This window comes from Pseudomonas sp. B20(2017), from assembly GCF_002113125.1.
Lineage (GTDB): Bacteria > Pseudomonadota > Gammaproteobacteria > Pseudomonadales > Pseudomonadaceae > Aquipseudomonas.
This window is the reverse complement of sequence record NZ_NEJP01000025.1, coordinates 74,136-87,365: the sequence shown is the minus strand read 5'-3', so window position 1 is coordinate 87,365 and position 13,230 is coordinate 74,136. Positions and strand designations below refer to the sequence as shown.

General features: G+C 59.8%; 13 protein-coding genes. 10 read left to right on the top strand and 3 right to left on the bottom strand.

Annotation, left to right across the window (positions count from 1 at the left end):
• Positions 1–202: 202 nt before the first annotated feature.
• Positions 203–1,423 carry a CaiB/BaiF CoA-transferase family protein gene (locus CAF63_RS27115; protein WP_085690456.1) on the bottom strand — a complete coding sequence of 407 codons (1,221 nt, stop codon included), beginning with the start codon at positions 1,421–1,423 and terminating at the stop codon, positions 203–205.
• Between the two features lie 13 nt (positions 1,424–1,436).
• Complete coding sequence (locus tag CAF63_RS27110) at positions 1,437–2,618, bottom strand: acyl-CoA dehydrogenase (protein WP_011331834.1); 1,182 nt, start codon at positions 2,616–2,618, stop codon at positions 1,437–1,439.
• Positions 2,619–2,776: 158 nt separating this feature from the next.
• On the opposite strand from CAF63_RS27110, the gene CAF63_RS27105 reads away from it, so the two are divergent.
• The 10 genes from CAF63_RS27105 (at position 2,777) to CAF63_RS27060 (ending at position 12,619) form a co-directional block, all read left to right on the top strand.
• Positions 2,777–3,676, top strand: coding sequence for a LysR family transcriptional regulator (locus CAF63_RS27105; protein WP_085690455.1), 900 nt, complete (start codon positions 2,777–2,779; stop codon positions 3,674–3,676).
• Between the two features lie 434 nt (positions 3,677–4,110).
• Positions 4,111–5,232 (top strand): Re/Si-specific NAD(P)(+) transhydrogenase subunit alpha, encoded by a 1,122-nt coding sequence (locus CAF63_RS27100; RefSeq protein ID WP_085690454.1) that lies wholly within the window; start codon positions 4,111–4,113, stop codon positions 5,230–5,232.
• Positions 5,233–5,247: 15 nt separating this feature from the next.
• Complete coding sequence (locus tag CAF63_RS27095) at positions 5,248–5,568, top strand: NAD(P) transhydrogenase subunit alpha (RefSeq protein ID WP_003220416.1); 321 nt, start codon at positions 5,248–5,250, stop codon at positions 5,566–5,568.
• The gene (locus CAF63_RS27090; protein ID WP_085613551.1) at positions 5,568–7,001 is read left to right on the top strand and encodes an NAD(P)(+) transhydrogenase (Re/Si-specific) subunit beta; all 1,434 of its coding nucleotides are present in this window, start codon (positions 5,568–5,570) and stop codon (positions 6,999–7,001) included. The genes CAF63_RS27095 and CAF63_RS27090 overlap by 1 nt, the downstream gene beginning before the upstream one ends.
• Positions 7,002–7,215: 214 nt before the next feature.
• The gene (locus CAF63_RS27085) at positions 7,216–8,709 is read left to right on the top strand and encodes an acetyl-CoA hydrolase/transferase family protein (protein WP_085690453.1); all 1,494 of its coding nucleotides are present in this window, start codon (positions 7,216–7,218) and stop codon (positions 8,707–8,709) included.
• Positions 8,710–9,030: 321 nt separating this feature from the next.
• Positions 9,031–9,246 carry a DUF1127 domain-containing protein gene (locus tag CAF63_RS27080; RefSeq protein ID WP_007911656.1) on the top strand — a complete coding sequence of 72 codons (216 nt, stop codon included), beginning with the start codon at positions 9,031–9,033 and terminating at the stop codon, positions 9,244–9,246.
• A 333-nt stretch (positions 9,247–9,579) separates the two neighbouring features.
• Positions 9,580–9,897, top strand: coding sequence for a DUF2388 domain-containing protein (locus CAF63_RS27075; RefSeq protein ID WP_085690452.1), 318 nt, complete (start codon positions 9,580–9,582; stop codon positions 9,895–9,897).
• Between the two features lie 107 nt (positions 9,898–10,004).
• Positions 10,005–10,313 (top strand): DUF2388 domain-containing protein, encoded by a 309-nt coding sequence (locus CAF63_RS27070; RefSeq protein WP_085690451.1) that lies wholly within the window; start codon positions 10,005–10,007, stop codon positions 10,311–10,313.
• A 27-nt stretch (positions 10,314–10,340) separates the two neighbouring features.
• Positions 10,341–10,661 carry a DUF2388 domain-containing protein gene (locus CAF63_RS27065; protein ID WP_085690450.1) on the top strand — a complete coding sequence of 107 codons (321 nt, stop codon included), beginning with the start codon at positions 10,341–10,343 and terminating at the stop codon, positions 10,659–10,661.
• Entirely contained in the window at positions 10,658–12,619 is a 1,962-nt protein-coding gene (locus tag CAF63_RS27060; RefSeq protein WP_085690449.1) for a DUF4105 domain-containing protein, read from the top strand. The genes CAF63_RS27065 and CAF63_RS27060 overlap by 4 nt, the downstream gene beginning before the upstream one ends.
• A 69-nt stretch (positions 12,620–12,688) precedes the next feature.
• On the opposite strand, the gene CAF63_RS27055 is transcribed toward CAF63_RS27060, so the two are convergent.
• Positions 12,689–13,132: an anti-virulence regulator CigR family protein gene (locus CAF63_RS27055; RefSeq protein ID WP_064379331.1), complete on the bottom strand. Its 444-nt coding sequence runs from the start codon at positions 13,130–13,132 to the stop codon at positions 12,689–12,691.
• Positions 13,133–13,230: the final 98 nt, after the last annotated feature.

Sequence of the window (13,230 nt, the reverse complement as noted above, 5' to 3'; positions counted from 1 at the left end):
CTCGAAACCTACTTAACTCATTGAATCTCAAGGAGTTTTCCGTTTCGGCTGCGCCGGAAGTGGGGCGAATTATAGAGACTCAGAATCTGCCGTCAACCCTTAATTTCGCTTTTCTTTCAATAACTTGCAGATAGACCAAAAAACATCCAACTCCCTCTATATAGAAGAAGGATCCCGCACCCCTTCTATATAGAGAGAAGCCTCAGAGCACTCCATCCTCCTTCATCGCAGCCACTGCACCCGCCCCCAGACCCAGCACCCGCTGCAAAACGTCCAAGGTATGCTCACCCAACAAAGGAGGCGCATGGCGATACTCGACAGGCGTCCGCGACAGCCGAATCGGACTGGCCACCTGCGGCACCATCCCCGCCAACGCGTGAGGCAGCTCAATCGCCAACCCGCGAGACTTCACCTGCGGATCCTCGAATACCTGTGACAGATCATTGATCGGCCCACACGGCACACCTGCCTGCTCCAGCTGAGCCACCCACTCTGCAGTCGTCTTGAAGACTGTCGCCTGACGGATCAGCGGAATCAGTACAGTCCGATTCGCCACCCGCAGTTTATTAGTCGCGAAACGCGGATCGTCCGCCCACTGCGGCTGCCCCGCCACTTCGGCAAATTTACGGAACTGCCCGTCGTTGCCCACCGTGAGAATGAAGTCGCCGTCAGCCGTAGGAAAATCCTGATACGGCACGATGTTCGGATGCGCATTCCCCAGCCGCTTCGGCGCCGTGCCCGTCGTCAGGTAGTTCATCGCCTGATTGGCCAGGCATGCCACCTGCACATCCAGCAGCGCCATATCGATATGCTGCCCGCCCCCATCGTGATCACGATGAGCCAGTGCCGCCAGGATCGCCACGGTCGAATAAAGCCCCGTGAGGATATCCGTGAGCGCCACACCCACCTTCACCGGCCCGGCGCCCTCGTCACCCTCAGGTCGCCCGGTGAGGCTCATCAGCCCGCCAAGCCCCTGAATCATGAAGTCATAACCCGCGCGTTTGGCATACGGCCCGGTCTGGCCAAAGCCTGTGATCGAGCAATAGATCAGATCAGGATTGATCGCCTTCAGCGACTCATAGTCCAGACCATAAGCCGCCAACCCACCGACCTTGAAGTTCTCGATCAGGATGTCCGACTTGGCCGCCAGCTCCCGCACAAGCTTCTGACCCTCGGGACGCGTGAAGTCGATCGTCACCGATTGCTTGTTGCGGTTGGCCGACAGGTAATAAGCCGCCTCGCTGGTGTTCTCACCATAGGCGTCTTTCAGGAAGGGCGGCCCCCAGGCGCGGGTATCGTCACCATTACCTGGGCGCTCGACCTTGATCACTTCCGCCCCAAGGTCGGCAAGAATCTGCCCGGCCCATGGGCCGGCCAGCACTCGCGATAAATCCAGTACCCGCAGATGCGACAGCGCGCCCATGGTCGCTCTCCTATTAATAGAACGCCTGCAGGCCGGTCTGCGCACGACCGAGGATCAGCGCGTGAACGTCGTGAGTGCCTTCATAGGTATTCACCACTTCCAGGTTGACCAGGTGACGGGCCACACCGAATTCATCGGAGATCCCGTTGCCGCCCAACATGTCACGCGCCATGCGAGCAATCTCCAGAGACTTGCCGCAAGAGTTGCGCTTCATGATCGAAGTGATTTCAACCGCAGCGGTGCCCTCATCTTTCATGCGACCCAGACGCAGGCAGCCTTGGAGTGCCAGAGTGATCTCGGTCTGCATGTCAGCCAGCTTCTTCTGGATCAACTGAGTGGCGGCCAACGGACGGCCGAACTGCTGACGATCCAGGGTGTACTGGCGAGCGGTGTGCCAGCAGAACTCGGCAGCACCCAACGCGCCCCAAGAGATGCCATAACGTGCAGAGTTGAGGCAGGTGAACGGACCTTTCAGACCACGTACATCCGGGAAGATGTTCTCTTCCGGCACGAACACGTTGTCCATGACGATTTCGCCGGTGATCGAAGCCCGCAGGCCGACCTTGCCGTGAATCGCCGGAGCGCTCAGACCTTTCCAGCCCTTCTCCAGAACGAAACCGCGAATATCGCCAGCATCGTCCTTGGCCCAGACCACAAACACATCGGCGATCGGGCTATTGGTGATCCACATTTTCGCGCCGGTCAGGCTGTAGCCGCCGTCGACTTTACGTGCGCGAGTAATCATCGCACCCGGGTCGGAACCGTGGTTAGGCTCGGTCAGACCAAAGCAGCCGATCCACTCGCCGGAAGCCAGTTTCGGCAGGTATTTCTGCTTCTGTGCTTCAGTACCGAATTCGTTGATCGGTACCATCACCAGCGAAGACTGCACACTCATCATCGATCGGTAGCCAGAGTCGACACGCTCGACCTCACGAGCAATCAGGCCATAGCTGACGTAGTTGAGGCCGCTGCCACCGTACTGCTCGGGGATGGTCGCGCCCAACAGGCCGACCTCACCCATTTCACGGAAGATCGCTGGATCGGTCTTCTCATGGCGGAAGGCTTCCAGAACGCGTGGCGCGAGGCTCTGCTGGGCGAATTGCTCGGCAGTGTCGCGGATCATGCGTTCTTCTTCAGTCAGCTGTTGATCCAGCAGCAGGGGATCGATCCAGTTGAAGCTAGCTTTACCGCCCATGAGTGAGTCCTCGCAAATCGGGTGAATTAACGTGGCATTGATCCTAGGCCCGCTTCGCCATCCCGGCAAACGAGGATTTCGCATCCTGTTGTGCTAATTTCTCACTCCGAAACGTCGCAAAATGCCGATTGAGCGACATATTGGTGAGGTTTACGTACATGCGCCGCAAGATACCCAGTACCACAGCCCTGATCAGCTTCGAGGCTGCCGCCCGTCACGAGAGCTTTACCAAGGCCGCCGAAGAACTCTCCCTCACTCAGGGCGCCATTTGCCGACAGATCGCCAGCCTGGAGGACTTCCTCAGCGTCGAACTCTTCCGACGCTCGCGTCGCGGGGTGAAGCTGACAGAAGCGGGCCTTTCCTACAGCCGTCGGGTCGCCACCCAACTCGACGCAGTGGAGCGCGACACCCTGTCAGTGATGGGTCAGCAAGGTACCAACGTGATCGAGCTCGCCGTGGTACCGACCTTCGGCACGCAATGGCTGCTGCCAAGACTGAAGGACTTCCAGCTCAAGCACCCGGAAGTGACGGTCAACCTGACCAACCGCACGCGCCCGTTCCTGTTTGCCGACACCGACTTCGATGCCGCCATCTACTTCGGCGATGCCGACTGGTCCGGCACTGAATCCCACAGGCTGATGGGCGAGAATCCGATGCCGGTGTGCAGTCCTGCCCTGCTCGGTAACAAAACGCATCTGACACCCGATGAAATCGCCGATCTGCCGCTGCTCCAGCAAACCACCCGCCCCTACGCCTGGCGCCAGTGGTTCAACTCGCAACACCTGACCATCCCCCGCGACATGACAGGTCCGCGCTACGAGCTATTCTCCATGCTGGCCCAGGCAGCCATGCACGACATGGGCATCGCGCTGATCCCGCCATTCCTGATTCAACGCGAATTGGCCGAGAAACGCCTGGTGATTGCCAACCCGAACGAGCTCTCCAGCATCAAGGCGTATTACCTGATGATTCCGGAGCGAAAGGTCGAATCGGCCTCCCTCAAGGCTTTTCGCGATTGGCTGGTCAACCAGGCACACAGCTACAACCTAGAAGGCTAGAGGCTTTCAGCGATTACTAACCCCGTAGTCAGAAAAATCAAAGCCCTACAGATATAACTATTTGTCGCAAATCGACAGACTGTATACGAAAGTCGTACAGACGTCCCACAAGCGCCTGCCGACGTGGCTTTGCGCCCTCATTCGCGACTCATTGCGGCCTATTCACGTCACCGATGAGAAAATTCTTCAAATTCATCCAGACTCCTTGAAAGGCACGGCCTGCAAGGGATTCAACTGGCCATCTGCGACATTCGGTCACGGGATGACTTGTAGTTAATTTTCCGTCACCCGTCATAATCCCTTGAAGGGCATAAACTTCGCCTGCAAAATGCCGCGCCCCGCCCTGATTTGGCGGGATCGTGCTGATCGGCCGCCCCAGTCGCACCATCCGTAGTGCATGGGTTTACTCAATAAGATCACGCAGGAGATTTGACGTGCACATTGGTGTTCCTCTCGAAACCCAGACCGGTGAAACACGGGTTGCTGCAACCCCGGAAACCATTAAAAAGCTGATCAGCCAAGGTCATAAGGTCACTGTGCAATCCGGCGCCGGCGTCAAAGCCAGCGTTGTCGACAGTGCCTATGAAGCGGCAGGCGCAACCATTGGCAGTGCCAATGACGCGTTTGGCGCCGAGCTGATTCTCAAAGTGGTCGCGCCAAGCGATGCCGAGCTCACGCTGATCAAGCGCGGCACAGTGCTGGTGGGCATGCTCAACCCGTTCAACAACGACACCATCGCGAAGATGGCCGAGTGCGGGATTACCGCGTTCGCCCTGGAAGCGGCGCCACGCACCTCCCGGGCCCAGAGCCTCGACGTGTTGTCGTCCCAGGCGAACATTGCCGGCTATAAGGCCGTGCTGCTGGCCGCTCACTACTATCCGCGCTTCATGCCGATGCTGATGACCGCTGCGGGCACCGTGAAAGCGGCGCGCGTGCTGATTCTTGGCGCGGGTGTGGCCGGGTTGCAGGCGATTGCCACGGCGAAACGTCTGGGTGCCGTCATCGAAGCGTCCGACGTACGTCCGGCCGTAAAGGAACAGATCGAGTCCCTCGGCGCCAAGTTCGTCGATGTGCCTTACGAGACCGATGAAGAACGCGAATGCGCGGTCGGCGTCGGCGGTTACGCCCGCCCGATGCCGGCGAGCTGGATGCAGCGTCAGGCCCAGGCCGTGCACGAGCGCGCCAAGCAGGCCGACATCGTCATCACCACCGCACTGATTCCGGGCCGCAAGGCGCCGACGCTGCTCAGCGCGGAAACCGTGGCGCAGATGAAACCCGGCTCGGTGGTCATCGACCTCGCTGCAGCCCAAGGGGGCAACTGCCCGCTGACCGTGGCCGATCAGGTCGTGATCGAAAACGGCGTGACCATCGTCGGTCCGACCAACCTCGCCGGTGAAGTCGCCGCAGATGCCTCGGCGCTGTACGCACGCAACCTGCTGGACTTCCTGAAGCTGGTCTTCACCAAAGAAGGCCAGTTCGAAGTGAACCTCGAAGACGACATCGTCGCCGCGTGCCTGATGTGCCGCGACGGCCAAGTCATCCGCAAAAACGCCTAAGCAGGGATTCAGACGATGGAAGAGCTTATCTCCCCCGGTATCTACAACCTGATCATCTTCGTGCTGGCGATTTATGTCGGTTACCACGTGGTCTGGAACGTTACACCCGCGCTGCACACGCCTTTGATGGCCGTGACCAACGCCATTTCGGCGATCGTGATCGTCGGCGCCATGCTCGCCGCCGCACTGACCGTGACCCCGCTGGGCAAGACCATGGGCACCCTCGCGGTGGCACTGGCCGCGGTCAACGTGTTCGGTGGCTTCCTGGTCACCCGCCGCATGCTTGAGATGTTCAAGAAGAAAGCCCCGAAAGCAAAAGAAGAGGCGCCTAAGTAATGAGCATGAACCTCGTCACGACGCTCTACCTGATCGCGTCGATCTGCTTCATCCAGGCCCTCAAAGGCCTGTCGCACCCGACCACGTCGCGCCGCGGCAACCTGTTCGGCATGCTCGGCATGGCGCTGGCAATCATCACTACTGTCGGCCTCATCTATAAGCTGGGCGCTGAGCTGGCGACTGCTGGCATCGGTTACGTGATCGTCGGCCTGCTGATCGGCGGCACCGCCGGTTCGATCATGGCCAAGCGCGTTGAAATGACCAAAATGCCGGAACTGGTTGCGTTCATGCACAGCATGATCGGTCTGGCAGCGGTGTTCATCGCCATTGCTGCCGTGGTCGAGCCGCAGTCCCTGGGCATCGTCAAGCAACTGGGCGACTCGATCCCGGCGGGTAACCGTCTGGAGCTGTTCCTTGGCGCAGCCATCGGTGCAATCACCTTCTCCGGTTCGGTGATTGCGTTCGGCAAGCTCTCGGGCAAGTACAAGTTCCGCCTGTTCCAGGGCGCACCGGTACAGTTCAGCGGTCAGCACAAGCTGAATGCAGTATTGGGTCTGGCGACGCTGATCCTCGGCGTCACCTTCATGCTGACAGGCAACCTTGCCGCGTTCGCCCTGATGCTGGCCCTGGCGTTCGTCATGGGCGTGCTGATCATCATCCCGATCGGCGGCGCCGACATGCCGGTGGTGGTGTCGATGCTCAACAGCTATTCCGGCTGGGCAGCGGCGGGTATCGGCTTCTCGCTGAACAACTCGATGCTGATCATTGCAGGTTCGCTGGTGGGTTCGAGCGGTGCGATCCTCTCGTACATCATGTGCAAGGCGATGAACCGTTCCTTCTTTAATGTACTGCTCGGCGGTTTCGGCAATACAGCAGACGCCGGTCCTGCCGGTGAGAAGGAAGCCCGTCCAGTGAAATCCGGCTCGGCTGACGACGCGACCTTCCTGCTGACCAACGCAGACACCGTGATCATCGTTCCAGGTTACGGTCTGGCGGTGGCCCGTGCACAGCACGCCCTAAAAGAGCTGACCGAGAAGCTGACCCACCATGGCGTGACCGTGAAGTACGCGATCCACCCGGTGGCCGGTCGGATGCCTGGGCACATGAACGTACTGCTGGCCGAGGCCGAAGTGCCGTACGACCAGGTGTTCGAGATGGAAGACATCAACTCCGAGTTCGGCCAGGCCGACGTGGTGCTGGTACTCGGCGCCAACGACGTGGTCAACCCGGCCGCCAAGAACGATCCGAAATCGCCGATTGCCGGAATGCCGATCCTCGAAGCGTTCAAGGCCAAGACCATCATCGTCAACAAGCGCTCGATGGCCAGCGGCTATGCCGGTCTGGACAACGAACTGTTCTACCTGGACAAGACCATGATGGTGTTCGGCGACGCGAAAAAAGTCATCGAAGACATGGTCAAAGCGGTCGAGTAACCCTCGCCGGCAGCACCGGACGCCCCGACTTGTCGGGGCGTTTTTGTTTGCGCAAACCGTCGGACAATTTGCCGCGTTGTTGCAGATCCGGTAACGGTGTTTTACTTGAAACCCGCTAAATAGACGCCTCGTTTGCGACCTTGGTAGCGGGACAGGCGCTCGCGAAATTCACTAGACTGCGCATCCTGCTACTCGCTGCCCGAGAAAATAATCCATGTACCGTGACCGTATTCGCCTGCCTTCGTTGTTGGATAAAGTGATGAGCGCCGCCGACGCCGCTGCGCTGATTGAGGACGGCATGACCGTCGGCATGAGCGGCTTTACCCGCGCCGGCGAAGCCAAGGCCGTGCCCCATGCGCTGGCCGAGCGAGCCAAGGTCACGCCGCTGAAGATCAGCCTGATGACCGGCGCCAGCCTGGGCAACGACCTCGACAAGCAACTGACCGAAGCCGGCGTGCTGTCGCGGCGTATGCCGTTCCAGGTCGACAGCACCTTGCGCAAGGCGATCAACGCCGGCGAAGTGATGTTCATCGACCAGCACCTGTCGGAAACCGTCGAACAACTGCGCAATCAGCAACTGAAGCTGCCGGACATCGCCGTGATCGAAGCCGTGGCCATCACCGAACAGGGCCACATCGTGCCGACCACTTCGGTGGGTAACTCGGCGAGCTTCGCGATCTTCGCCAAACACGTGATCGTCGAGATCAACCTGGCGCACAACGCCAACCTCGAAGGTCTGCATGACATCTATATTCCGACCTATCGCCCGACCCGTACGCCAATTCCGCTGGTAAAGGTCGACGATCGCATCGGCAGCACTGCGATCCCGATCCCGCCGGAGAAGATCGTCGCGATCGTCATCACCCAGCAGTCGGACTCGCCATCCACCGTGTCGTCGCCGGATGTCGACACCAAAGCCATCGCCGATCACTTGATCACATTTCTCAAGCAGGAAGTCGATGCCGGGCGCATGACCAACAAGCTCGGGCCGTTGCAGGCCGGGATCGGCAACATTGCCAACGCGGTGATGTGCGGGCTGATCGATTCGCCGTTCGAAGACCTGACCATGTATTCCGAAGTGCTGCAGGACTCGACCTTCGACCTGATCGACGCCGGTAAGCTGAGCTTCGCGTCGGGCAGCTCGATCACCCTGTCGGAGCGGCGCAACAGCGACGTGTTCGGCAACCTGGAGAAGTACAAGGACAAGCTGGTGTTGCGTCCCCAGGAAATCTCCAACCACCCGGAAGTGGTGCGGCGCCTGGGCATCATCGGCATCAATACGGCCCTTGAGTTCGACATCTATGGCAACGTCAACTCCACCCACGTCTGCGGCACGCGGATGATGAACGGCATCGGCGGCTCGGGCGACTTCGCGCGCAACGCACACCTGGCGGTGTTCGTGACCAAGTCGATCGCCAAGGGCGGCGCGATTTCCAGCGTGGTGCCAATGGTCAGCCACGTCGACCATACCGAACATGACGTCGACATCCTGGTGACCGAGGTGGGCCTGGCCGACCTGCGCGGCCTGGCGCCACGGGAACGTGCCCGGGTCATCATCGATAACTGTGTGCACCCGGATTTCCGCCAGGCGCTGAACGACTACTTCGAAAAAGCCTGCGCCATTGGCGGCCACACCCCGCACATCCTGCGTGACGCCCTGAGTTGGCACATCAATCTGGAAGAAACCGGACGCATGCTGGCGGTGTAATCCGCACAGATTTTCCGCTGGCGCAAACACAGTTTCGCCAGCGGGATTTTGAAAACCACCTCAATCGCCAAAAACTGTACTGCTGTACCGGTCTTTTCCTACGGCTTTTGCCTACTCGAATCATCGAATTGGGTAAAAATGCACCAAATAAGCGCAGACAGGTACAGTTTGCGCGATTTTGACCCGTACACCCCCTATAAACAGTTAACTGGTCACTCACAATACAGGTGAACTGTATCTAGAGAGTCTGGCCAAACGAGAGGATTATGGGCACCAGTTAAACCACTACCTAATCCCGCCACAAGCGGAAGGATGTCAACCATGGAACGTACACTCAGTTCCGAACTGTTCTTCGAAGACAAAGCTGTAAACACCCAGGCTTCCCTGCCTCTGCGCGTTATCGCCAACCTGATGCTGTGGCAGCGCCGCATCTCCAGCCGCCACCAACTGGCTCGTCTGGATTCGCGTCTGCTGGCTGACGCCGGGATTAGCGAAGCACAACGCTACGAAGAGCTGAGCAAGCCGTTCTGGCGCTAAGTAGCGTCGCTGGCTCTGGTCGCTAGACCCACGCCAGCAACCCGAATTGAATATACAAGACCCGTCGCGGGAAACCGCGACGGGTCTTGTCGTTTCAGGCCTGAAAAACCTGAATACCCAAGCCTGAAACATTAGACAGGTACAGTTTTAAATATCAAAACAAATGATAAGTACAGTTTCGAAAAATGTGTTCAGGCCAGCATCCTGACCACTGTGCGAATCCGCAAGGGAAGCCTAAGATCCATGCAGAACGTGGCGAATGCTGTGCGAATGGCGTCTGACCCTCAGACACCGAGCCACCTCTCAATACGGTTTACCCACAGGAGTTCTCCCATGTCCCGCCTTCGTCTGCTCAGCGCCGCCACCCTGCTGGCCGTCGCTGCCAACGCCAGCGCCACCAGCTTCATCGTTACCACTGACGCCGTGGTTGGCGCGCTCAAGTCCTCTTCCGACGCCACATCCGACGTCACTTCGTCCTTCCGTGACGACAAGATCGTGCTCGCCGCCCGTGACGATGCTGCCAGCTTCGTGGCCAGCGAAGGCGAAATCCGTGGCGTGAAACTGGAGAGCGCACTGGATCACATCCGTCATCAGGCTCCACAACTGAACGCGACCGACGCACAGCTGGCCCAGGCCATTCTGACGATCTAAGCGACAGAAACATTACGGGGCACGCCGGTCGTGTCCCGATGTTTCGGCGCTGGCTCTAGTCCGGGCATTGCGCTAGCCTTGGGACTCGCCAACAGTTGCCGAGTCCCATGCGTTTTCTTACAAATCTGCTTATCCCTTCTGTACTGATTACCGCCTGCTGGATTCCTCTGGCAGACGCCTTCGATGTGTCCACACAGAACACCGTGGTCAGCGTCTGGGCCACCGGCATGGTGTCTTCCGCGCCGTTCGACCGTAAACTGATCATCGCCGCGCACGACGATGCCGCAGCGTTCGTTGCCAGTGACGGCCAGATGCGCGGCGCACAGCTGGAATCCGCCCTGCATTACCTGCGCAAAAGCCGGCCAAAACTTCATGTCAGCGACCTTGAACTGGCACAGGCAATTCTCGTCCAATAGTCATCCCTGTCTTTTCGGAGTCGTTCCATGCGTAGCCCGCTGATTGCTGCCGCCCTTGGCCTGCTGTTGTTGGCCGATATGACCCAGGCACACACCCTGGTAGCCACCAGTAACATCATCGTCCGCGCCTCCCAGCGCACCATCGATTTCACCTCCGACACCACCACGTCGATTCGCGACTCGAAAATCATCCGCGAAGCCCACGACGACGCTGCCAGTTTCGTGGCCAGCGACGGTGATATCCGTGGTGCAAACCTGGAAGCCGCTTTCAACACCTTGCGCACCCGCGTGCCGGAAGCTCGCGACGCCAGTGATCAGGTACTCGCCGAAGCCATCCTCGCACTGTGAAGTCACTCGGCGCCTGGCTGCTGGCCGGGGCGCTGTTGCTGCTTGGCAACAGCGCCCACGCCGGCCTGCAATTGCGGCTCAAGACCGACGGTCTGAGCCCCGCCCAACAACAGGCCAGCCAGGCGCTGCTCGATGAAGCCATGCAGGCGTTACCGCCGAGCTTCATCGAACGCCTGGACCGGCGCATCGATGTCGGCTGGACCGACGACATGCCCGGCAATGCTTACGGCCAGGCGACGCTCGTCTCCGAGCTGGACCTGAACCGCAAACTGCTCGCCAGTCTGACCGATGGCAGCGCGGCCACTCAAAAAACCAATCGCCCTCACGGCACCGTTCGCCGGGAACTGCTGGCCACGGTGCTGCATGAAATCACCCACATTTACGATCGCGCGCGCTTGTGGCCGGCGGCCGAACGCACGCTGATCCAGCGCTGCACCCGGCGCAACAACAGCGCCGGGCTGATCGGCATTCCCGATGAGTGCCGCGGCCAGAACGGTCGGCGCTTCACCCTCAGCGATGATCCACGCCTGCTCGACCTCGCAGGCTGGCAGCAATACGTCGGCCGTCGTGGCGAACGTGAACAGCACAACCGGCAGATCGCCCGCAGCCCCGACCTCTACGAAATCTCAAGCCCGAAGGAGTTTGTCGCGGTCAACATGGAGTATTTCCTCCTCGACCCGAGTTACGCCTGCCGACGCCCGGCGCTGTATCGCTTTTACCAGCAACACTTCGGCTGGGCACCGCCGGCCAAGGATGCGTGCGCCAAAACCTTCGCCTTCCTCAATGCCGGCAACGACTTTGCCAAACAGCCCCTGGGCCAGGTCGACCCGGAGCGCGTGTACGCGGTGGATTACCTGTTGGCCGAAGCCAACCAGAACTGGGTCAGCCGTTGGGGCCACAGCATGCTGCGTCTGGTGATCTGCGCACCGGGCCGGCCGCGCGGGCCGGACTGCCGACTGGATCTGGATCAGCATCTGGTGCTGTCATACCGCGCCTTTGTCGGTGACGTGCAGCTGTCGAGCTGGGACGGACTGGTCGGCAAGTACCCGTCGCGACTGTTCGTGCTGCCGCTGGCGCAGGTGATCGACGAATACACCAAGACCGAACTGCGCAGCCTGGCGTCGGTGCCGCTGAATCTCTCGCGCAGCGAAATCGAGGGCGTTGTCGAACACGCTGCCGAAATGCACTGGAGCTACGACGGCAATTACTTCTTCCTCTCCAACAACTGCGCCGTCGAAGGCCTGAAACTGCTACGCAGCGGCAGCAACAACGCCCGGCTCACCGGCCTCGACAGCATCATGCCCAACGGCTTGCTTGAAGTGCTGAAAGGGCGTGGCCTGGCCGACACCAGCGTGCTCGATGATCCGAAGGAGGCGTTGCGCCTGGGCTATCGCTTCGACTCGTTCCGTGATCGTTATCAGGCGATGTTCGATGTCTTGAAGAAGCAATTGCCGATCAAGCAGACAACCGTTGAAGAATGGCTTTCGCTGTCTGCCGAAGAGCGCCGCCCATGGTTCGAACGAGCTGACCTGCGCACCAGCGCCGCGTTGTTGTTGCTGGAGCAAGCCAGTTTCCGCCGCCAATTGCTGTTGGCTCAGGATGAAGTCAAACAACGCTACCTCGGCGCCCGGGAGCTGGAGAACGGTGGTATGGACAAGGCTAACGCCACGTTGCAGCAGATACTCGCCAACAGCGGCTTCCTCAGCCGGCCGGCAGAACTGCTCGATTCCCGGGGTTATGGCCTGCCGCAACCGAGCGAGTTCAGCCGTCTGGAAGCGGAAAGCAGCCAGCGCCAGAAACAGTTGCTGGCCCTGACCGGCGATCTCGATAAGGAAGTACGCGCATTGCTCGAGCCCAAACGAGCAGCCGAGATTGCGGCCAGCGAGGCCAACGTGAAGCAGATCGGCGAGCATCTGCGCAAACTGCACAAAGCCTCGGGCGGACTGGAATTACCCTGAAGAACAACAGCCCTGAAAACAAAAGACCGCAGCCGGTAAAGGCTGCGGTCTTTTTTATTGCCTGATGGATCAGTACAGAACGCCGTCCAGCACTTCGTAAACAATCCCGGTGCCCACCGCGATCAACACGATGTCACCGCCGGCACGACGCCATTCATAACCCGGGTAATACGGCAGGCGACTCAACGCCCGGTTATCCAGCCGTTCGCCGTAATAGCCATGGGGCAGCGGCCGGCCACGTACCAGATGAATGCCTGGAGGCGGCGGCGCACCGCGAACGAAGTAGCCATGATTGTCGCGAATCACCTGACGCACCGGGCCGAAGTCCCGAGGCGGCGGGCCGCCGCGATGGTTGCTTTGCCAATCATGGTGATCACCACCGCGATTGTCGTAGTGGCCCTGTTGCGGGCCGCCGTGGTCGTGATCGTCGCGCGGATCGGCGCTGGCCAGCAGCGGTGTCGCGCTGATCATCAGCACACCCAGACTGGCAATCAGACGTTTCGGCATTTTCATCGGGTCTTTCCTCACTGCACTGACAGCAAAAAGGGATTCAGAACGTGGTCCTGAATCCCTCGGTCTTGCTTGGTTAGTCTGTGCGTGGAGGCTCTAAT